The organism is Streptomyces cucumeris (genome assembly GCF_024295805.1).
GTDB classification, from domain to species: domain Bacteria; phylum Actinomycetota; class Actinomycetes; order Streptomycetales; family Streptomycetaceae; genus Streptomyces; species Streptomyces cucumeris.
In genome coordinates, this window is sequence record NZ_JANCLX010000008.1 from 105,004 (window position 1) to 125,396 (window position 20,393).

Sequence of the window (20,393 nt, forward strand, 5' to 3'; positions counted from 1 at the left end):
CCGGACTCCATCAGCTTCCGAGCGCCCCCACCGGTCCGGTCAGCTCCCGGCCGCGCGCGCCACCAGGTCCGTCCAGACCTCGCGGACCCGCGGCTCCAGGGCCTCCAGCGGTCCGTCGTTGTCGATGACCACATCGGCGACGGCCAGCCGCTCGGCCCGGGTGGCCTGCGCCGCCATCCGGGCCCGCGCCTCGTCCTCGGCCATTCCGCGCAGCCGGACCAGCCGGTCGAGCTGAGTCTCGGGCGAGGCGTCCACGACCACCACGACGTCGTAGAGCGGGGCCAGACCGTTCTCGGTGAGCAGCGGTACGTCATGGACCACCACGGTGTCGGGTCCGGCGGCCGCCTCCAGCTCGGCGGAGCGGTCCCGGACCAGCGGGTGCACGATCGCGTTCAGCGCGCGCAGCCGCTCGGGGTCGCTGAAGACGATTCCGCCCAGCCGGGGCCGGTCCAGGGTGCCGTCGGCGGTGAGCACCTCGGGCCCGAACTCGGCCACGACCGCGGCGAGTCCAGGTGTGCCCGGCTCCACCACCTCACGGGCGATCCGGTCCGAGTCGATCAGCATCGCTCCGTACGAGGACAGAATGCGTGACACTTCGCTCTTGCCCGCGCCGATTCCACCCGTGAGCCCCAGCTTCAGCATGGGGCCACGCTATACGGGCCCCGGTCAGCCACCGCCCTCGCCCTCCCGCTCGGCGAGGAAGCGCTCGAACTCGGCGCCCAGCTCATCCGCCGAGGGCAGTTCGGCCGGTTCGGCGACCAGATTGCCCCGGGTCTCGGCCCCGGCGACCGCGTCGTACTGGTGCTCAAGTCCCCTGACCAGGGCGACCAGTTCCTCATCGCCCTCCGAGATCTGCCGCTCGATCTCCTCCTGGGCCTTGAGCGCCTCGGTGCGCAGCGCATGGGCGGCGCCCGGCAGCACCAGACCGGTGGCGGCGGTGACCGTCTCGAGGGCGGTGAGCGCCGCGTCCGGATAGGCGGAACGGGCCAGGTAGTGCGGGACGTGCGCGGCGACGCCGAGCACATCGTGGCCCGCCTCGATGAGCCGGTATTCAAGGAGCGCCGCGGCGCTCCCGGGCACCTGGGCCTCGTCGAAGACGCCCCGGTGGCCGGGGGTCAGATCGGTGCGGTTGCCGTGCGGGGTGATCCCGACCGGCCGGGTGTGCGGAACACCCATGGGGATGCCGTGGAAGTTCACCGCGAGGCGCACTCCGAGCCGCTCGATGAGCTGCCGCACGGCCGCCGCGAACCGCTCCCACTCCACATCCGGCTCGGGGCCGCTGAGCAGCAGGAAGGGCGCCGCGGTCGCGTCCCGCACCAGATGGAGCTCGATGGCGGGGGTCTCATAGTCGGTCCAGCGGTCGCGCTGGAACGTCAACAGGGGGCGGCGGGCCCGGTAGTCGACCAGCCGGTCGTGGTCGAAGCGGGCGACGACCTGGTGCGGCAGTCCGTCCAGCAGCCGCTGGACGATCTGGTCGCCCGTCTCCCCCGCGTCGATATAGCCGTCGAAGTGGTAGAGCAGAACCAGCCCGGCCGAGTCTCTGGAGGCGATGGCGTCGACCTCGGCGAGCCCGCTCGACTCCCATGCGTACAAATCCTGCGGATCTAGCACTGTGACCGCTCCTCCTTGTGTTCCGCACCCAAGAACACCGAACAGGGGCGGGGACATTCCCGGCCGGGTCCGAACTTCACTCGCGACCGGCGCGGTTGTGTTCCGCCCGTCGGGTATCGGCCACGTCCACACCATGCGGGGTTGACTCCCCGGTACGCGGACCCTATCTTCGCGAGCCGTCAGCGGTTCCCCATGTCGTCCCATGTTCACTTATCAGAACCCGAACTGTGCCTCCCGGGTACTTCGGACCTTCCCCAGGAGACTCCTGACCCCCGGCCCCCGCATCCCTCGGTCCCCGGGTGGTCTCCGATGGTCCGGTACGCGTCCCCACGGCCACGGCAGGAAGGCAGCCCTCGTATGCAGCCACACGGCCCCTCCCGGTTACGCACCCTGACCAGCGCCTGTGCCGCCGCCGTGATCGCCACCGGCGGACTGGTCGCCGCGGGCTCGATCCCACGGGAGGCCTCCGCGGCCCCGGCGGCCCCGATTCCGGTCTCCGACACCGACGGGCTCAGGAGCGCCCTGGCCACCGCCCGGCCCGGCGATACGATCCGGCTCGCCGACGGGACCTATCGCGGCGGTTTCGAGATCACCGCGTCCGGCACCTCCGGCTCGCGGATCACCCTCACCGGCTCCCCCAAGGCCGTCCTCACCGCACACGACGGCTACGGTCTGCGGCTGAACGGGGCCTCGTACTGGACCGTCGAAGGGATCACGGTCAGCGGCGGCCGGGAGGGCATCAAGATCGACAGCGCGGAGAGCGTCACCGTGGACTCGGTCTCGGGGTCGGTCTCGGTCTCGGTCGGTGACCGGCGGCACTCACGGGCGGACGGCCCCGGGCGGGCCTGAGGCCGCGCGGCATCTGGGAAGAGAGCGCGCGGGCCGCGGACATGCGCAAGGCCCGCTCCCCCGGAGGGGAACGGGCCTTGCGGACGTTCAGGCGATCGAGCCCTGGCCGTCAGCCGGTGCGATCGGCGGCGCGTCCGCCACCGACCGCCTCAGCCGATGGTCAGCTCTGGCCGCCGGCCAGCTTCTCGCGAAGCGCGGCCAGCGCCTCGTCCGAGGCGAGAGCACCCGAGTTGTCGGCCGACTCCGAGGAGTACGAACCGCCACCGGAGGCCTGCCCGCCCTGCGCCGGAGCGGCAGCGCCGGCCTCAGCGGCAGCCTGCTCGTCGGCCTCGCGGGACTTGATGACCTGCGCCTGGTGCTGCTCGAAGCGCTGCTGCGCCTCGGCGTACTGGGTCTCCCAGGCCTCGCGCTGGGTCTCGAAGCCCTCGAGCCAGTCGTTGGTCTCGGGGTCGAAGCCCTCGGGGTAGATGTAGTTGCCCTGGTCGTCGTAGGACGCGGCCATGCCGTACAGGGTCGGGTCGAACTCGACCACGGACGGGTCGGCACCGAAGGCCTCGTTGGCCTGCTTCAGCGAGAGGCTGATGCGGCGGCGCTCGAGGTCGATGTCGATGACCTTGACGAAGATCTCGTCGTTGACCTGGACGACCTGCTCCGGGATCTCCACGTGGCGCTCGGCCAGCTCGGAGATGTGGACCAGGCCCTCGATGCCCTCGTCCACGCGGACGAACGCACCGAACGGAACGAGCTTGGTGACCTTACCCGGGACGACCTGACCGATCTGGTGGGTCCGGGCGAACTGCTGCCACGGGTCTTCCTGGGTCGCCTTGAGCGACAGGGAGACGCGCTCGCGGTCCATGTCGACGTCCAGGACCTCGACCGTGACCTCCTGGCCGACCTCGACGACCTCGGACGGGTGGTCGATGTGCTTCCAGGACAGCTCGGAGACGTGGACCAGACCATCGACGCCACCCAGGTCCACGAAGGCACCGAAGTTGACGATGGAGGAGACGACGCCGGAGCGCACCTGACCCTTCTGGAGGGTGGTGAGGAAGGTCTGACGGACCTCGCTCTGGGTCTGCTCCAGCCAGGCACGGCGGGACAGGACCACGTTGTTGCGGTTCTTGTCCAGCTCGATGATCTTGGCCTCGAGCTCCTTGCCCACGTAGGGCTGGAGGTCGCGGACGCGACGCATCTCCACCAGGGAGGCGGGGAGGAAGCCACGGAGGCCGATGTCGAGGATGAGACCACCCTTGACGACCTCGATGACGGTACCGGTGACGATCCCGTCCTCTTCCTTGATCTTCTCGATGGTGCCCCAGGCGCGCTCGTACTGGGCGCGCTTCTTCGAGAGGATCAGGCGGCCTTCCTTGTCCTCCTTCTGGAGAACCAGGGCCTCGATCTCGTCGCCGACGGCCACGACCTCGTTGGGGTCGACGTCGTGCTTGATCGAAAGCTCCCGGGAGGGGATGACGCCTTCGGTCTTGTATCCAATGTCGAGCAGGACCTCGTCCCGGTCGACCTTCACGATGACGCCGTCGACGATGTCGCCGTCGTTGAAGTACTTGATCGTCTCGTCGATCGCGGCGAGGAAGGCTTCCTCGGAACCGATGTCGTTGACCGCCACCTGCGGGGTGGTGCGGGTTGCCTCGGTGCTGCTCGTCATGTGGGAATGGGCTCCGGTACGGACATGAAGTCGTAGGTACTGCTACGCCGGGACCCTTATCGCACTGCCGAAGCCGGACAGCCTTGGAGGCGTTGATCTTTCCGAGGATTTCGAAAAGCGCCTCGACAACCGAGGGGACATACAACAGATGCGAGCGCGGCCTGCTCCGTCCGAGGCGCGCAAGCCCGCAGCGCAACTTGTAGCATACGGGGGCAGCCGGGCATGGTCAATGTACGAAGAGCACGTGCGGGGCTTATCGCCCCGAACCCGGCAAATTGCATGGTCCGTACTGCGACACGGTCACGCCGTGCCCCGCAGCCACAGGTCGATACAGAGAGTACGACGACGCGCGCGATGGTCCAAGAACACGACCCCCACGGCCACCCCGGGACAGCGGCGGAGCCGACGGCCACCCGGCGGACCGCGGACGACACGGAGAGCAGCCGGGCGAGCCGCGGATGGTGGGACCGCAACGCGGACGAGTACCAGGAGGAGCACGGCGGCTTCCTCGGCGACGACCGCTTCGTCTGGGGGCCCGAAGGGCTCGACGAGGCCGAGGCCGGACTGCTCGGCCCGGCCGGCTCGCTCAAGGGGCTGGACGTCCTGGAGGTGGGGGCGGGCGCAGCGCAGTGCGCCCGCTGGCTGGCGGCCCGGGGTGCCCGGCCGGTCGCCCTCGACCTCTCCTACCAGCAGCTCCGGCACGCCAGGCGGATCGACGCGCGGGCCCGGGGGGAGGCGTTCCCGGCGTCCCCGCCGGAGGATCCTCCGACGGACGTTCCGCCCGCGGCCGTGGCCCCGGTGGCCCTGGTCCAGGCCGACGCCACGGCGCTCCCCTTCCGGGACGGCTCCTTCGACCTGGCGTGCTCGGCCTACGGCGCCGTGCCCTTCGTCGCCGAGCCGGTGCGGGTGATGCGGGAGGTGTACCGGGTACTGCGGCCGGGCGGCCGCTGGGTCTTCTCGGTGACCCACCCCATCCGCTGGGCGTTTCCCGACGAGCCGGGGCCCGAGGGGCTGTCGGTCGCCTCCTCCTACTTCGACCGCACCCCCTATGTGGAACAGGACGAGCAGGGCCACGCCGTCTATGTGGAACACCACCGCACCCTGGGTGACCGGGTACGGGACGTGGTGGCGGCGGGCTTCCGGCTGATCGACCTCATAGAACCGGAATGGCCCGACTGGAACCACCAGGAGTGGGGCGGCTGGTCCCCGCTGCGCGGCGGGCTGATCCCGGGCACGGCCGTCTTCGTCTGCGAGCGGGACCGGGCCGCCCGGTGACCCCCCGCTCCGGGACCACCGGCGCCCTCGCCGCTGACGCCCTGGACCGCCTCCCCGTACGGGAGGCCGTACCGGATCTGCTGCGCGCCCTCGACGAAAGAGGGGCAGCGGTGCTGTGCGCGCCCCCGGGCACCGGGAAGACCACCCTGGTGCCCCTGGTGCTCGCCGGGCTGGTGGGTGAGGCGGGTCCGGTGCGCCGGGTGCTGGTCGCCGAGCCCCGGCGGATCGCGGCCCGTGCGGCGGCCCGGCGGATGGCCTGGCTGCTGGGCGAGCGGGTCGGCGGACGCGTCGGCTTCACCGTGCGCGGCGAGCGGCAGGCGGGCCGCGACACCGTGGTCGAGGTGGTCACCACCGGTGTGCTGCTGCAACGGCTCCAGCGCGACCAGCAGCTGGCCGGGGTCGATGTGGTCGTCCTGGACGAATGCCACGAACGCCATCTGGACGCCGATACGGCCGCCGCCTTCCTGCTGGACGTCCGGGCCGCGCTCCGCCCGGAGCTGCGGCTGGTCGCGGCCTCGGCCACCACGGACGCCGAGGGCTGGGCACGGCTGCTGGGCGGCGGGGACGGCAGCGGCGGCGAGGGCGGCCCGTCCGCCGCGCCGGTGGTGTCGGCTCCCGGGGTGTCCCATCCGGTGGAGGTCGTGTGGGCGCCACCGGCCCGTCCGGTGCGGCCGCCGCACGGGATGCGGGTGGACCCCGCACTGCTGGACCACGTCGCGTCGGTGGTCCGCCGGGCGCTGCGCGAGCGCGAGGGCGATGTGCTGTGCTTCCTGCCCGGTGTCGGGGAGATCGCTCGGGTGGCGGGGATGCTGGGCGGCCTGGACGGGACCGAGGTCCTCCAGGTGCACGGCCGGGCCCCGGCCGCCGTCCAGGAGGCGGTGCTCGCCGGGGCGGACGGCGGTCCGCGGCGGGTGGTGCTGGCGACCTCGGTCGCCGAGTCCAGCCTGACCGTGCCGGGCGTCCGGGTGGTGGTGGACTGCGGGCTGGCCCGGGAACCGCGGATGGACCACGCCCGGGGCTTGAGCGCGCTGACGACCGTACGCGCCTCCCGCGCCGCTGCCCGTCAGCGCGCGGGCCGGGCCGGGCGCGAGGCGCCGGGCGCGGTCTACCGCTGCTGGCCGGAGGCGGAGGACGCGCGGCTGCCGCGCTTCCCGTCCCCGGAGATCGCCGGTGCGGATCTGACGGCCTTCGCGCTGCAGGCGGCGTGCTGGGGCGATCCGGACGGCTCCGGGCTGGCCCTGCTCGATCCGCCGCCCGCCGGGGCGATGACCGCCGCACGCGAGGTGCTGGCCGCGATCGGCGCGGTGGACGCGGCCGGCCGGGCCACCGACCGCGGCGCCCGGATGGCCCGCCTCGGCCTTCACCCCCGGCTTGCGCGGGCGCTGGTGGACGGCGCCCGGGAGGTCGGCGCACGCCGGGCGGCCGAGGTGGTGGCGCTGCTGAGCGAGGAGCCCCCGCGGGAGTACGGCGACGACCTGGCGGGCGCCTGGCGCACCGCCCGCCGCGGCGGCGATCCGTACGCCGGCCGCTGGCGCCAGGAGGTCCGCCGGCTGGAACGCGCCGTGACGGCCGGGGACACCGGACCGGGCGCCGGGGGCAGCCGGAGCGATGACGCGGTGGCCGGGCTGGTGGCCGCGCTGGCGTTCCCCGAGCGGGTGGCCCGGCGGCGCGGGGAGCGGACCTATCTGATGGCGGCCGGAACGGGCGCGGAGCTGGGCGGGGGGTCGCGGCTCGGCACCCCGGACTGGCTCGCGGTGGCCGTCGCCGACCGGCCGGTGACCTCCGCGTCCGCCCGAGTGCGGCTGGCGGCGGTGACCGACGAGGAGACCGCGCGGACCGCCGCCGCGGCGCTGGGCTCGGACGGCGAGGAGGTGCGCTGGGCCGACGGCGATGTACGCGCCCGCCGGGTGACCCGGCTCGGCGCCATCGAGCTGGTGACCCGCCCGCTGGCCGACCCCGGTCCGGAGCGGTTGCGCGGTGCCCTGCTGGACGGGCTGCGCCGGGAGGGCACCGGGCTGCTGCGCTGGTCGGCCGGGGCCACGGCGCTGCGGCAGCGGCTGGCCTTTCTGCACCGGGAGCTGGGCGCGCCCTGGCCGGATGTCTCCGACGCGGCGCTGGTGGAACGGGCGGATGACTGGCTGGGTACGGAGCTGGCAAGGGCCCGCGGACGGGCCGATCTGGCGCGGGTGGACGCCGGACAGGCGCTGTCCCGGCTGATGCCGTGGGCGACGGGGGACGCGGCGCGCTTCGAGGAGCTGGCGCCGGAGCGGGTCGAGGTGCCGAGCGGTTCCCGGGTGCGGGTCGGCTACGGCGAGGGCCAGCCGGTGCTGGCGGTGAAGCTCCAGGAGCTGTTCGGCTGGCAGGAGACCCCGCGGATCGCGGGCGGACGGGTGCCGCTGCTGGTGCACCTGCTGTCCCCGGCGGGCCGGCCGGCGGCGGTCACCGCCGATCTGGCGTCCTTCTGGAAGGGCGGCTACCGCTCGGTGCGTGCGGAGTTGCGCGGTCGCTACCCCAAGCACCCGTGGCCCGAGGATCCGGCCGCTGCCGCGCCCACCCGCCGTACCAACCCCCGCCGCTGACCGCTGGCCGCGAGCGGCGGGGCCGGTGCGGACGCCCGTGCCGCGGACTGCCGGACCCCGGCCCGCGGCGGGCGCACCCGCGACGGGGAGTACCGGGAGGTCAGTCGGCCCAGTCGCGGAAGCGGCGGGCCGTGTCGCCGAGGCGGAGCCGGGTGGTCCTCCGCAGCTCGCGGACCAGTCCGACCATGGCGCCCGGTGGCGGGGTGATGCGCTCTCCGGACTCCTCCATGTACATCTGCGCGCAGGCCGCGCCGATCGTGGCGTTGTAGTCGGAGAACGGTTCGAGGATCAGCGAGGTGTGCAGAAAGGTGGCGGCACGGGCGGCGGCCTCCTCGTAGTACGGCTCGCCCGCGAAGCGCTCGTAGCGGTGCCGTTCGGTCATGCAGTGCAGCGCGCCCCAGTCCCGCACGGGTGTGTTGACCGGAGAGACCGCGACCTGGACGTTCAGCACCCAGCCGGCGTCGACGTACAGGATCACCGCATGCCGTGCGGGAACTCCCGCTCGAATTCGGTCTTGTACTCCAGCGCGAACCGCACGGCGCCCTCGACGAAGCGCTGCTTCTGCCGCCGCCGCACCACGTCCTCGGTGAGTATGTCGTGCGCCAGCCGCTTGATCGCGACGCCCTTCTCCTTGGCCTCGGCCCGCAGCTCGGCCAGCTCCTGCTCGGTGAACTCAATCGTGATGCCCGGCATGGGCGGAATGCTAGCGATGCCCCACCTGTGATCACTACCGGCTTCGCCGTCCCGGGCGAACGGCGGGACGGGAGTTGACGCCCCGGCGGGCTCCGGACCGTCCGGCGCTCCGGCGGCGCGGGAGGGCTACTCCGCCGCCGGAGCCGGGCGGCGGGCGCGGGCCTCCAGCCACAGCGCGAGGGCGAACAGCCCGCCCCCGAGGGTGAGCAGACCCCATGGCAGATAGCGGGTGAGCAGGAGGATCAGCTGCCGCTGGGAGGAGACCAGGTCCACGGTGTGCTCGATGTAGTCCTCGCGCATCTTCACATGGCCGGCGAAGACGGTCACCTTGTCCCGGTCGCCCAGCAGGGTCCCGCCGCGCAGCTCCTCGCGGTGGATCTCCTCGCCGTTGACGGGGGCACCGGTGGTGGGTTCGACCCAGAACATGCGCTTGGTGGTGTACCAGCGGGAGGTCCCGGCCTTGCGGACCGCCTCGGGGGTGACGCCGTCGACGGGCATGGTCTTGGGCAGCGGCACCTTCGTCCAGGGGACGGTCTGCTCGAAGTAGTAGACCTCCAGCCCGCGGAAGGTGCGGGTGCCCTTGTAGTGGATGGGGGCCGAGGTCCGGGTCTGGGCGTCGAAGTAGCGGTAGTCGCGCTTCTCGGTGAGGAACGGCCATTTGAACTCGATGCCGTCGCGGCGCACCGCGTCGCCGTCGACGTGTTCACCACCGGAGTGCACCGGCTCCTGGGAGTGGGCGTCGAAGACGTAGCGCTCGGGGATCCGGGAGACCATCTTCCCGTCCGGTCCCTCGATGTAGGACAGGGCGTCCCAGACCACCACGTCGCGCCCGGTGGTCCGGCCGACCTTCTCGGCGGCGGCCACGTTTCCGCGCAGCGTCTGCACGATGCTGATCTTCGGAACCTTCCGGGGCTTCATGGTGCCGTAGTCGAGCAGGGTGGCGGGGGCGGCCTCGAGCACCGCGGTCTGGTACTCGTCCGGCGGGATCTTGGCCAGCCGGGGGTACGCGTACCAGCGCAGCAGCGGTGAGAGGGCGGCGCAGAACACCGCGAGGGCGAGCAGCACCAGACTGGCTGTGCGGCGCATGGCGTTCCGCCTCCCTCAGGGGTGCTCGGGGACCGTGGTGAGCAGGGGCTCGGGAGAGGTGCTGCCGCTGGGGCCGCCGAGGGCGGTGACGGTGAGGACGAGCGCGAGGGCGGCGGTGAACCCGATCACGGCGGCGGCGAGGGCACGCACGGTGGGCCTCCCGTTGTCCGGGGCGGAAAAGCCGATCTGACATGGCGTCAGTTCAGGGCACCGTAGCAACGGGCGGCGCAGATGAGAACACGGGCGGCGGAGAGGGAGCGGGGAAACGCCGCACCGCCCCCGGGCCGTGGGGCCCGGGGGCGGTGCGGTCGGCGGTGCGGGGCGGCCTTCCGGCGCCCGGCCGTCAGGAGGCGGCGGCCGGGGTGACCGTCAGCTCCACGGTGAGCACCGCGCCGTCGGCCGTGGTCAGCCGGAGCAGATAGCTGCCCGCGTGCTCATCGGTGAGGATCTTCGGCAGGGTGAGCTGCCCCAGGGCGTTGGTCTTCAGCCCGGCCAGGGTGCGGACCGGCTTGCCCTTGGCGTCCAGGAAGTACGGGCCCTTGTCGTTCTCCACGGGCTTCTCGGGATCGGCGGTGACCATGGTCGCGGTGACCGGCACATCCGCGGCGACCTTGCCCTTGAAGGTGGCCTTGACGGTGAGCGGATCGGCGAACGCACCGCCGGCCGCGGCCGTGAGGGCCTTGTCGTCGATCCGGGCCAGCACATCGGCCTGCGGGGCGGGACGGGCCTTGACGGTGGCCTTGAACTCCACTGGCGTCAGCTTCTTGTTCCCCTCGGCCGAGGCGCGCACGGTGAAGGAGCCGGGCTGCTCCCCCGCGGTGAGCCTGGGCGCGGTGGCGGTGCCGTCGGAACCGGTGAGCACCACCGCGGACTTGACCAGACCGGCGAAGCGGGCGCCCGTCTCACCGATGAGCTCGTAGCGGACCTTCGCCTTGGCCACCGGCTTGCCCTTGGCATCCACCGCGCGGACCCGGGGCGGCTGGGCGAACGCGGTGCCTGCGGTGGCGGACAGCTCCTTCGCGCCGACCTGGGCGAGGCTGCTGGCCGCGGGGGTCGTCGGCGGCTTGGGCGCGGGGGTGCCGGGCGTCTCGCCGTCCTGCGACGGGGGCTCGGGCTTGGGGAGGGGGCGCGGACGGTCCTGGTCCGTACCGCCACCGCTGCCGCCGCCGTGCTCCTTGCCGCCGTGCTCCTTGCCACCGGAGCCCTTGCCGCCGTGGTCCTTGCCGTCGTGGCCCTTCCCGGAGCCCTTGCCGCCGGCGCCCGGACCGGAACCGCCCGAGCGGTTGTCCGTGGGCAGCACACCGGTGCCGTCGGGCACCTCATGGGTGCCGCGCTTGTAGTACTGGAACCACGACAGGACCGTGTTCAGGTATTCCTGTGAGTGGTTGTAGCCCAGGATCGCCTGGTGCAGATGGTGCTCGGTGGACAGGTCCCGGCCGCCCGCGCACAGGTAGTTACCGGCGGCGAGGGCCGCGTCATAGATGTTGTTGGGGTCGCGGTCACCGTCGCCGTTGCCGTCGCGGCCCCAGTTGGCCCAGGTGGAGGGGATGAACTGCATGGGGCCGACAGCGCGGTCATGGGTGGCGTCCCCGTCGAAGGCACCGCGGTCGGTGTCCTTGATCATGGCGAAGCCGTTGCCGTTGAGCACCGGGCCGAGGATGGGCCGGGGGGTCGTGCCCTCGGCATCCACATTGCCGCCGCGCGCCTGACCGGACTCGACCTTGCCGATCGCGGCCAGGAGCTGCCAGGGCAGATTGCAGCCCGGGTTGGAGTCCTTGAGCGTGGCCTCGGCCCTCTTGTAGGCGGCGAGGACGGTGGCGGGGATACCGGCCTCGGCCTTGGCGCCGCCGCCGGGGATACCGGGCAGATCGGCCGAGGACTTCGGTTTGTCCGGCTTCTTCAGGGGCGGCAGATCGGTGTGGTACGACGAACCGCCGTCTATGGAGGTGTCGTCACCCGCCGCCGGTGATTCGCGCGCCGACTGCTCCCGGTCGCGGTCCCTGTCGCCGTGGTCGGAGGCGCTGGCGAACCCCGGTGCCTGCGAGGCGGTGAGGGCGGCCATCGCGGCCGCCGCCACCGCCGTCGTGGCCGCCCCTTTGCGGAGTCGTCGGCCGATAAGCGGTGCCATCCCTGTGTCCCTCCCGTCGAACACAATGCGCTCCCCCGCGCGTCAACCCTCGTGACACTACGACAACTTATGGCCCGCATCCAGCGATGCACACCTCGCTTCGGGGCTTCACGGGACCTCCCCAGTAAGGGTTGCCTTAGTGGGCGGCGGACTCCCAGTCCGCACCGGATCCGACCGACACGTCCAGCGGAGCCCGGAGCTGGAAGGCGTCCGCCATCTCACGGCGCACCAGCTCCTCGACCCGCTCCCGCTCCCCGGGCGCGACCTCGAGCACGATTTCGTCGTGGACCTGGAGCAGCATCCGCGACGAGAGTTCCTCCTTCGTCAACGCCGCGTCCACCTTGAGCATCGCGATCTTCACGATGTCGGCGGCGGTGCCCTGGATCGGGGCGTTGAGCGCCATCCGCTCGGCCATCTCGCGGCGCTGGCGGTTGTCGCTGGTGAGGTCGGGCAGATAGCGGCGGCGGCCGAGCATGGTCTCGGTGTAACCGGTGGCCCGCGCCTCCTCCACGACCCGCTGAAGGTAGTCGCGCACCCCGCCGAACCGCTCGAAGAAGTTCTCCATCAGCCTGCGGGCCTCGTCCGGGGTGATACCGAGCTGCTGGGAGAGGCCGAACGCCGACAGACCGTACGCCAGACCGTAGGACATCGCCTTGATCTTGCGGCGCATCTCCGGGTCCACCTCGGACTTGGCGACGCCGAAGACCTGGGAGGCGACGGTGGTGTGCAGGTCCTCACCGGAGGTGAACGCCTCGATCAGGCCCTCGTCCTCGGAGAGATGGGCCATGACGCGCAGCTCGATCTGGCTGTAGTCGGCGGTCATCAGGGACTCGAAGCCCTCGCCCACGACGAAGCCGCGCCGGATGGCCCGCCCCTCGTCGGTGCGCACCGGGATGTTCTGGAGGTTGGGGTCGGTGGAGGACAGCCGGCCGGTGGCGGCCACCGTCTGGTTGAAGCTGGTGTGGATCCGGCCGCCGGGGGCGATGGTCTTGATCAGCCCCTCGACGGTGGACCGCAGCCGGGCCTGCTCACGGTGGCGCAGCATGATCACCGGGAGCTCGTGCTCGGTCTGCCCGGCCAGCCAGGCGAGCGCGTCGGCGTCGGTGGTGTAACCGGTCTTGGTCTTCTTGGTCTTGGGCAGGCCCAGCTCACCGAAGAACACTTCCTGGAGCTGCTTGGGGGAGCCGAGGTTGAACTCATGGCCCACCGCGGCATGGGCCTCCTGCACGGCCTGCTGCACGGCGGCCGCGAACTGCTGCTCCATACGGTCCAGCCAAGCGCGGTCGGCGGCGATGCCCGCGCGCTCCATCCGGGCCAGCAGCTCGGAGGTGGGCAGCTCCACATCGTGCAGCAGTCCGGCGGCGCCGACGGCCTCCAGCCGCTCGCCGAACGCCTCGCCGAGGTCGAGGATGGTCCGCGCCTTGATCATCAAGGCGTCCTGCTCGGCCTCCTCGTCGGTGCCGAAGGCGAGCTGTCCGCTGTCCGCGGCGGAGGCCGGGGACAGCTCACGGCCCAGGTACTCCACCGACAGCGCGTCCAGCTCGAAGGAGCGGCGGCCGGGCTTGACCAGATAGGCGGCGAGGGCGGTGTCCATCCGCACCCCCGCGACGGACCAGCCGTGCTCGGCGAAGACGCGCATCAGCCCCTTGGCGTTGTGCATGACCTTGGGACGGCCGGAGTCGGCGAGCCATCCGGCGAAGGACCGCTCATCGGTCTCGTCCAGCCGCGCGGGGTCGAAGCACACGGCAGGGCCGCCGGCGGTGGCCAGCGCGATCTCGCTGACGCTGCCGCTGCCCAGCGCCCAGCTGTCGACGGTGGCCAGGCCCAGGACCTCACCGCCGTGCTCCTCCAGCCAGGGGGCGAGCCCGCCCGCGTCCAGCGTGACGCCGTCCACCTCGACGCCGGGGCCCGCGGCCACCGGCTCCTCCTCGGCGGCGCCGGGGTCCGCGGCCATGACGCGGTCCCGGAAGTTCTGGTGGCGGAACTCCAGGGCGTCCAGGATCACCGCGAGGGCTTCCCTGTTATAGGGGGCGCGCTTGAGCCCGTCCGGGCCGGTGCCCAGCTCCACGTCCCGGACCAGCTCGGTGAGCTGCCGGTTGAGCTTGACGGACTCCAGGTGGTCGCGGAGCTTCTCGCCGACCTTGCCCTTGACCTCGTCGACCCGGTCCACCAGCTCCTGGAAGGAACCGAACTGGTTGATCCACTTCGCGGCGGTCTTCTCGCCGACGCCGGGGATCCCGGGGAGGTTGTCCGACGGATCACCGCGCAGCGCCGCGAAGTCCGGGTACTGGGTGGGGGTGAGGCCGTACTTCTCCTGCACCTTCTCGGGGGTGAAGCGGGTCAGCTCCGAGACGCCCTTGGTCGGGTAGAGCACTGTGACGTGCTCGCTGACGAGCTGGAAGGAGTCGCGGTCACCGGTGACGATCAGCACCTCGAACCCCTCGGCCTCGGCCTGGGTGGCAAGGGTGGCGATCACATCGTCGGCCTCGAAGCCGTCGATCGCGAAGCGGGTGACGCTCATGGCGTCGAGCAGCTCGCCGAGCAGCTCGACCTGGCCCTTGAACTCGTCCGGGGTCTTGGAGCGGTTCGCCTTGTATTCGGTGAACTGCTCGGAGCGCCAGGTCTTGCGCGAGACGTCGAACGCCACCGCCAGGTGCGTGGGCTGCTCATCACGGAGCGTGTTCGCCAGCATCGAGATGAAGCCGTAGATCGCGTTGGTGGTCTGGCCGGTGGTCGTGTTGAAGTTCTCCGCCGGCAGCGCGAAGAATGCCCGGTATGCCAGGGAATGCCCGTCCAGCAGGAGCAGGCGGGGACGGTCCTCCCCCGTGCGGTCGGACGCGGGCGCTGCGGTCTTCTTCGATGCTTTCTCTGCCACGTCCCCGATCCTGCCACGCCCCACCGACAATGCTTCCCGCCCCGGTGACTCCCCGCGCCGCCCCGGACGCGCACCGGACCCGCCCCGGACCCGCAACGGGCGCGCACCGGGCGGCCGGCGGGCATCCACGTGGAGATCAAAAGGAGATGAGAACCAGGGGAGAGTGCCCGGTCCCGGATGTCGGTGCCCCGTGACAGGATCGGTCCAGCAGATCCCTGCACAGGACACGCACCGCCGAGCTCAAAGGGGAGCGACATGGCAGCCAAGCCGCCCACGGGCGACCCGGTCCAGGACGCGCCGGACGTCACGCCCCCGCCGCGCTCCGCCGTCGGACTGCCCGCCGTCGGCCACTCACTGCGCATCGCCCAGCAGCAGATGGGGGTGCGACGCACCGCGCTCACCCTCCTGCGGGTCAACCAGAAGGACGGCTTCGACTGTCCGGGTTGTGCCTGGCCGGAGCCCGAGAAGCGGCACAAGGCGGAGTTCTGTGAGAACGGCGCGAAGGCCGTCGCCGAAGAGGCCACGCTGCGCCGGGTCACCCCCGAGTTCTTCGCCGCCCACCCGGTGGCCGACCTCGCCACCCGCAGCGGTTACTGGCTCGGTCAGCAGGGGCGGCTCACCCACCCCATGTACCTGCCCGAGGGCGCCACCTCCTACGAGCCGGTCTCCTGGGACCGCGCCTTCGGCATCATCGCCGAGGAACTGGGCGCCCTGTCCTCCCCCGACGAGGCCGTCTTCTACACCTCGGGCCGCACCAGCAACGAGGCGGCCTTCCTCTACCAGCTCTTCGCCCGCGAGTTCGGCACCAACAACCTGCCGGACTGCTCCAACATGTGCCATGAGTCCTCGGGCTCCGCGCTCACCGAGACCCTGGGCGTCGGCAAGGGCAGTGTGCTGCTGAAGGATCTCCACACGGCCGACCTGATCATCGTGGCCGGGCAGAACCCGGGCACCAACCATCCACGGATGCTGGCCGCCCTGGAGGAGGCCAAGGCCAACGGCGCGAAGGTCATCTCCATCAATCCGCTGCCCGAAGCGGGGCTGGAGCGGTTCAAGAACCCGCAGACCCCGCGCGGCCTCACCACCGGTGTCGCAATCACCGACCTCTTCCTCCAGATCAGGCTCGGCGGCGACCAGGCCCTCTTCCGCCTGCTCAACCGGCTGATACTGGAGACCGAGGGAGCGGTGGACGAGGAGTTCGTCCGCGAGCACACCCACGGCTTCGAGGAGTTCGCCGCCACGGCCCGCGACGCCGACTGGGACGAGACGCTGCGCGCCACCGGTCTTGACCGGGCCGAGATCGACCGCGCACTGCGCATGGTCCTCGCCTCCAAGCGCACCATCGTCTGCTGGGCGATGGGGCTCACCCAGCACAAGCACTCGGTGCCCACCATCCGGGAAGTGGTCAACTTCCTGCTGCTGCGGGGGAACGTCGGCCGTCCCGGCGCCGGGGTGTGCCCGGTGCGCGGTCACAGCAATGTGCAGGGCGACCGCACCATGGGCATCTTCGAGCGGCCCGCCCCGGCCTTCCTGGACGCCCTGGAGCGCGAGTTCGGCTTCGCACCGCCGCGGGAGCACGGCTTCGACGTGGTCCGTGCGATCCGCGCGCTGCGGGACGGCCAGGCCAAGGTCTTCTTCGCCATGGGCGGCAATTTCGTGGCCGCCTCGCCCGACACCGAGGTCACCGAGGACGCGATGCGCACCGCGCGGCTGACCGTCCACGTCTCCACCAAGCTCAACCGCTCACATGTGGTCACCGGCGCACGGGCGCTGATACTGCCCACCCTCGGCCGCACCGAGCGGGACCTCCAGGCCGGCGGTCCGCAGTTCGTCACCGTCGAGGACTCCATGGGCATGGTGCACGCCTCGCGCGGGCGGCTGGAGCCCGCGGGGCCCCAGCTCCTCTCCGAGCCCGCGATCGTCGCCCGGCTGGCCCGCCGGGTGCTGGGCCCCGGCAGCCGCACCCCCTGGGAGGAGTTCGGACAGGACTACGCCTCGATCCGGGACCGCATCGCCGCCGTGATCCCCGGGTTCGAGGACTTCAACGCCAGGGTGAGCGACCCCTCGGGCTTCGCCCTGCCGCACGGTCCGCGCGACGACCGCACCTTCCCCACCACCACCGGCAAGGCCAACTTCACCGCCGCCCCGGTGGAGTACCCCGAGCTGCCCGAGGGCCGGCTGCTGCTCCAGACCCTCCGCTCCCACGATCAGTACAACACCACGATCTACGGGCTGGACGACCGCTACCGCGGGATCAAGAACGGTCGCCGGGTGGTGCTGGTCCACCCCGAGGACGCCCGGGAGCTGGGGCTCGCCGACGGCTCCTACGCCGATCTGATCAGCGAGTGGACCGACGGCAGCGAGCGGCGCGCCGACGGCTTCCGCGTGGTCCACTACCCGACCGCGCGCGGCTGTGCCGCCGCCTACTACCCGGAGACCAACGTCCTGGTGCCGCTGGACGCCACCGCCGACACCAGCAACACCCCGGCCAGCAAGTCGGTGGTGATCCGCCTGGAACGGAGCGCCCCGGCCTAAGCGTTTGCTCAGCCACCTGATAGGAAGATGGCGACGACAAGCAGACGAACGGAGCCGGTCCATGGGCGAGCAGTCCAGCGTGAAGTTCCCGCAAGAGGTCATCGACGAGTACGCCGCGCTCGGTGTCGACCTTCCCGCGCTGTTCTCCGCCGGGCACCTCGGCGCCCGGATGGGCGTGACGATCCGGGAGGCCTCCGCCGAGCGTGTGGTGGGCACCATGCCGGTGGAGGGCAACACCCAGCCGTACGGGCTGCTGCACGGCGGCGCCTCCGCGGTGCTGGCCGAGACCCTCGGCTCGATCGGCTCGATGCTCCACGGCGGCAGCAGCCGGATCGCGGTCGGGGTGGACCTCAACTGCACCCATCACCGCGGGGTCCGCACCGGTGAGGTCACCGGCGTGGCCACCCCCGTCCACCAGGGCCGCTCCACCGCCACCTACGAGATCGTGATCACCGATGAGCAGGACCGCCGGGTGTGCACCGCCCGGCTGACCTGCCTGCTGCGCGAGGTGGACGGCAGCGGGCGGTCCAAGCTGGTCGACGAGATCCAGGAGGCGAAGGAGCGCACCGCCGAGTGACGCCCTGACCGTTGGCGCGACGGCCGTCCCCCAGCTCATGACGGCCGTCGCCCATCCTCTCCGCACGGCCGTCGCCCCGGCCCGCGCACGGCCGTTGCCACCCCTTCCGGCGCGTTCTAACGTTTCTCCATGCGGGCATCGACCCGGCTGCGCACGGTGTGTGCGGCACAGGAGTTGATCAGACATCACACGGTGCGATGCCGATGAGCGGCATCGGGCCGGTCGAACCGGCGCCCCACGGCGATGAGCCGCGCCCCGCGCCCCCTCCCGCCGGGCCGCCCGGCCCCGCCCCCGCACCACCCCCCGAAACGCTCTCCGGCCGCTCCCGTGACCCCGACTCACCCGGCGCGTACGAACGTTGGACGGCGCTGCCCCGGCGCACACGCCGTACCGCCCTCGCCCTCACCGGTCTTGTGGCCGCGATCGCGACGGGCTGCTATCTCCTACCGCACCGGACCGCCCCGTCCGCACCCCCGCCGCCCCCGTGGCCTGCCCAGGCGGTCGAGGTGGGCTACGGGGGCACAACTGCCCCCGGGGACCCGGCAGACGAGGGTGTCTTCGCATTCCGGATACGGGTCTCCGCGGTCCGGAACACCGCTGTGACCGTGGAGAACATCACCCAGCCGTATCCCGCGCTGTCCCTCACCACTAGCCCGCGCACCCCTCTCACGGTGCGGTCCGGGGACACCCGTCAGCTCACCGTGCGCATCGGGGTACGGCGCTGTTCGGGGATTCCGCTCGGGGTCGAACTGCCTCCACTCGACATCACGCTCCGTAACACCCGCGCAATAAAGGACCAGACTTTTCTGCTGGGCGCCGCCTACGCAAACGATCTTTCCGCTGCGCTGCGTGCACACTGCTCCGCACATCGCTCGCGAGTTCCCCACACTCCTTAGCGGAACTGCAACTTCTCAGTATCCGGACCAAATATTTAATCCGGTTTTGACCGATTCGTTCTTTCTGTTCCGCTACACAGACGTCCCCGGGTGACACCCGTCATAACAAGACAGTCACATCATGGCCTGCACCTCTGCCACCCGCGACGCCCCACGCTTAGAGTCACAGCCAGTCACGACCCCGTCGGGTGTACGCCGCACCTGCACGGCTCAACAGGTCCATTCGGCGAGGACACGGCACCTCATGAGACGGGTGCCGGCCAGGAAAGGATTCCTCGTGCGACACCGTTCCTTGCTCATCATGACGACCGCGATCACTGCGGGAGCCCTCACCCTCACTGCCTGCGGGTCGCGCGACGGCAAAGACTCAGGGGACAAGGACAGCAAGACCACCGTGGTCATCGGTGTCGATGCCCCGCTGACCGGTTCGCTGTCCGCCCTCGGCCAGGGCATCAAGAACTCCGTCGACCTCGCGACGAAGATAGCCAACAAGAACAACGAGGTGCCGGGCGTCACGTTCAAGGTCAAGTCCTTCGACGACCAGGCCGTGCCCTCCTCCGGCAAGCAGAACGCCACCTCGATGGTCGACGACGACGAGATCCTCGGCATGGTCGGCCCGCTGAACTCGGGCGTCGCCCAGTCCATGCAGGGCGTCTTCAACAAGGGCGAGCTCGCGCAGGTCTCCCCCGCCAACACCAACCCGGCGCTGAGCCAGGGTGACAACTGGGCCTCCGGCAAGAAGGAGCGCCCGTTCAAGACCTACTTCCGCACCGCGACCACCGACATCATCCAGGGTCGCTTCGCCGCGCAGTACTACTACAACGACGCCAAGAAGCGGAAGGTCTTCGTCGTCGACGACAAGCAGGCCTACGGCAACGGCCTGGCCAAGATCTTCGCGGCCGAGTTCAAGCGGCTGGGCGGCAAGGTCGTCGGCACCGACCACCTGACCATCAAGGAGACCGACTTCTCCGGTATCGCCAGCAAGGTCAAGTCCACCAAGGCGGACTCGGTCTACTTCGGTGGCCAGTACCCCGAGGGCGGCCTCCTCTCCGACCAGGTCAAGCAGGCCGGAGCGGACGTCCCGGTCATGGGCGGCGACGGTATCTACGACCCCGCCTTCATCAAGGCGTCGGGCACCAGCAACGACGGTGACCTCGCGACCTCCGTGGGCTACCCGGTCGAGCAGCTGGACTCCGCCAAGACGTTCATGAAGAACTACCAGGCCCAGGGCTACAAGGACCCGTTCGCGGCCTACGGCGGCTACTCCTACGACGCCGCCTGGTCGATCATCCAGGCCGTCAAGCAGGTCGTCCAGGACAACGACGGCGAGCTCCCCGACGACTCCCGCGCCAAGGTCACCGAAGCGCTCGGCAAGGTCTCGTTCGACGGCGTCACCGGCAAGGTCTCCTTCGACCAGTACGGCGACACCACCAACAAGCAGCTCACCGTCTACGAGGTCAAGAAGGGCGCCTGGAAGTCCGTGAAGAGCGCCACCTTCAAGGACTGACCCGGCTACTGCCCCGCACTTCACCCAACGAACCGCGGGGGGGGGCCCCCCCCCCCCCCCCCCCCGCGGCCCCCCCCCCCCCCCCCCAACCCGGCGCGCCGGGGGGGGCCCACCCCGCC

General features: G+C 71.4%; 15 protein-coding genes. 6 read left to right on the forward strand and 9 right to left on the reverse strand.

What is annotated here, in order from left to right; translation table 11 throughout:
• Positions 1-39: 39 nt before the first annotated feature.
• Positions 40-642: a dephospho-CoA kinase gene (gene coaE, locus NMK44_RS14635; RefSeq protein ID WP_254742884.1), complete on the reverse strand. Its 603-nt coding sequence runs from the start codon at positions 640-642 to the stop codon at positions 40-42.
• Between the two features lie 24 nt (positions 643-666).
• Positions 667-1,611, reverse strand: a complete 945-nt coding sequence (locus tag NMK44_RS14640) for a PAC2 family protein (protein ID WP_254742887.1) — start codon at positions 1,609-1,611, stop codon at positions 667-669.
• A gap of 357 nt (positions 1,612-1,968) precedes the next feature.
• Between NMK44_RS14640 and NMK44_RS14645 the strand changes: the two genes are divergently transcribed.
• Positions 1,969-2,460, forward strand: a complete 492-nt coding sequence (locus NMK44_RS14645) for a hypothetical protein (protein WP_254742890.1) — start codon at positions 1,969-1,971, stop codon at positions 2,458-2,460.
• 160 nt (positions 2,461-2,620) lie between these two features.
• Here NMK44_RS14645 and rpsA read toward each other — a convergent pair whose 3' ends face one another.
• The gene (gene rpsA / locus NMK44_RS14650) at positions 2,621-4,123 is read right to left on the reverse strand and encodes a 30S ribosomal protein S1 (RefSeq protein ID WP_254742893.1); all 1,503 of its coding nucleotides are present in this window, start codon (positions 4,121-4,123) and stop codon (positions 2,621-2,623) included.
• Positions 4,124-4,477: 354 nt separating this feature from the next.
• On the opposite strand from rpsA, the gene NMK44_RS14655 reads away from it, so the two are divergent.
• Positions 4,478-5,398: a class I SAM-dependent methyltransferase gene (locus tag NMK44_RS14655; protein WP_254742896.1), complete on the forward strand. Its 921-nt coding sequence runs from the start codon at positions 4,478-4,480 to the stop codon at positions 5,396-5,398.
• Positions 5,290-7,977 carry an ATP-dependent helicase HrpB gene (gene hrpB, locus NMK44_RS14660; protein ID WP_254742898.1) on the forward strand — a complete coding sequence of 896 codons (2,688 nt, stop codon included), beginning with the start codon at positions 5,290-5,292 and terminating at the stop codon, positions 7,975-7,977. Before NMK44_RS14655 ends, hrpB begins: the two co-directional genes overlap by 109 nt.
• A gap of 100 nt (positions 7,978-8,077) precedes the next feature.
• Here the strand turns inward: hrpB and NMK44_RS14665 are convergent, their stop codons facing one another.
• The 6 genes from NMK44_RS14665 to polA form a co-directional block, all read right to left on the reverse strand.
• Complete coding sequence (locus NMK44_RS14665; RefSeq protein WP_254742901.1) at positions 8,078-8,455, reverse strand: hypothetical protein; 378 nt, start codon at positions 8,453-8,455, stop codon at positions 8,078-8,080.
• Entirely contained in the window at positions 8,452-8,670 is a 219-nt protein-coding gene (locus NMK44_RS14670; RefSeq protein WP_176183556.1) for a hypothetical protein, read from the reverse strand. The genes NMK44_RS14665 and NMK44_RS14670 overlap by 4 nt, the downstream gene beginning before the upstream one ends.
• Before the next feature lie 126 nt (positions 8,671-8,796).
• Complete coding sequence (gene pgfA, locus NMK44_RS14675) at positions 8,797-9,756, reverse strand: cell envelope lipid trafficking protein PgfA (RefSeq protein WP_254742904.1); 960 nt, start codon at positions 9,754-9,756, stop codon at positions 8,797-8,799.
• A 15-nt stretch (positions 9,757-9,771) separates the two neighbouring features.
• The gene (locus NMK44_RS14680) at positions 9,772-9,906 is read right to left on the reverse strand and encodes an SPW_0924 family protein (RefSeq protein WP_254742906.1); all 135 of its coding nucleotides are present in this window, start codon (positions 9,904-9,906) and stop codon (positions 9,772-9,774) included.
• A gap of 193 nt (positions 9,907-10,099) precedes the next feature.
• Entirely contained in the window at positions 10,100-11,884 is a 1,785-nt protein-coding gene (locus NMK44_RS14685) for a lytic transglycosylase domain-containing protein (protein WP_254742908.1), read from the reverse strand.
• A gap of 136 nt (positions 11,885-12,020) precedes the next feature.
• Positions 12,021-14,759 carry a DNA polymerase I gene (polA, locus tag NMK44_RS14690; protein ID WP_254742910.1) on the reverse strand — a complete coding sequence of 913 codons (2,739 nt, stop codon included), beginning with the start codon at positions 14,757-14,759 and terminating at the stop codon, positions 12,021-12,023.
• A 255-nt stretch (positions 14,760-15,014) separates the two neighbouring features.
• Here polA and NMK44_RS14695 point away from each other — a divergent pair, with 255 nt between their 5' ends.
• From NMK44_RS14695 to NMK44_RS14705, 3 genes are all read left to right on the forward strand, one after another.
• Positions 15,015-17,294, forward strand: a complete 2,280-nt coding sequence (locus tag NMK44_RS14695; RefSeq protein WP_254742913.1) for an FdhF/YdeP family oxidoreductase — start codon at positions 15,015-15,017, stop codon at positions 17,292-17,294.
• Between the two features lie 61 nt (positions 17,295-17,355).
• A complete protein-coding gene (locus tag NMK44_RS14700) occupies positions 17,356-17,871 on the forward strand; it encodes a PaaI family thioesterase (RefSeq protein ID WP_254742916.1) in 516 nt (171 codons plus the stop codon).
• A 1,197-nt stretch (positions 17,872-19,068) separates the two neighbouring features.
• Positions 19,069-20,274, forward strand: coding sequence for a branched-chain amino acid ABC transporter substrate-binding protein (locus NMK44_RS14705; RefSeq protein WP_302888212.1), 1,206 nt, complete (start codon positions 19,069-19,071; stop codon positions 20,272-20,274).
• Positions 20,275-20,393: the final 119 nt, after the last annotated feature.

Bases quoted from the DNA above. Each gene is read 5' to 3' on its own strand.
- coaE (WP_254742884.1), bottom strand. From the start codon at position 642: ATGCTGAAGCTGGGGCTCACGGGTGGAATCGGCGCGGGCAAGAGCGAA.
- NMK44_RS14645 (WP_254742890.1), top strand. From the start codon at position 1,969: ATGCAGCCACACGGCCCCTCCCGGTTACGCACCCTGACCAGCGCCTGT.
- rpsA (WP_254742893.1), bottom strand. From the start codon at position 4,123: ATGACGAGCAGCACCGAGGCAACCCGCACCACCCCGCAGGTGGCGGTC.
- NMK44_RS14655 (WP_254742896.1), top strand. From the start codon at position 4,478: ATGGTCCAAGAACACGACCCCCACGGCCACCCCGGGACAGCGGCGGAG.
- hrpB (WP_254742898.1), top strand. From the start codon at position 5,290: ATGGCCCGACTGGAACCACCAGGAGTGGGGCGGCTGGTCCCCGCTGCG.
- NMK44_RS14670 (WP_176183556.1), bottom strand. From the start codon at position 8,670: ATGCCGGGCATCACGATTGAGTTCACCGAGCAGGAGCTGGCCGAGCTG.
- pgfA (WP_254742904.1), bottom strand. From the start codon at position 9,756: ATGCGCCGCACAGCCAGTCTGGTGCTGCTCGCCCTCGCGGTGTTCTGC.
- NMK44_RS14685 (WP_254742908.1), bottom strand. From the start codon at position 11,884: ATGGCACCGCTTATCGGCCGACGACTCCGCAAAGGGGCGGCCACGACG.
- NMK44_RS14695 (WP_254742913.1), top strand. From the start codon at position 15,015: ATGGCAGCCAAGCCGCCCACGGGCGACCCGGTCCAGGACGCGCCGGAC.
- NMK44_RS14700 (WP_254742916.1), top strand. From the start codon at position 17,356: ATGGGCGAGCAGTCCAGCGTGAAGTTCCCGCAAGAGGTCATCGACGAG.
- NMK44_RS14705 (WP_302888212.1), top strand. From the start codon at position 19,069: ATGACGACCGCGATCACTGCGGGAGCCCTCACCCTCACTGCCTGCGGG.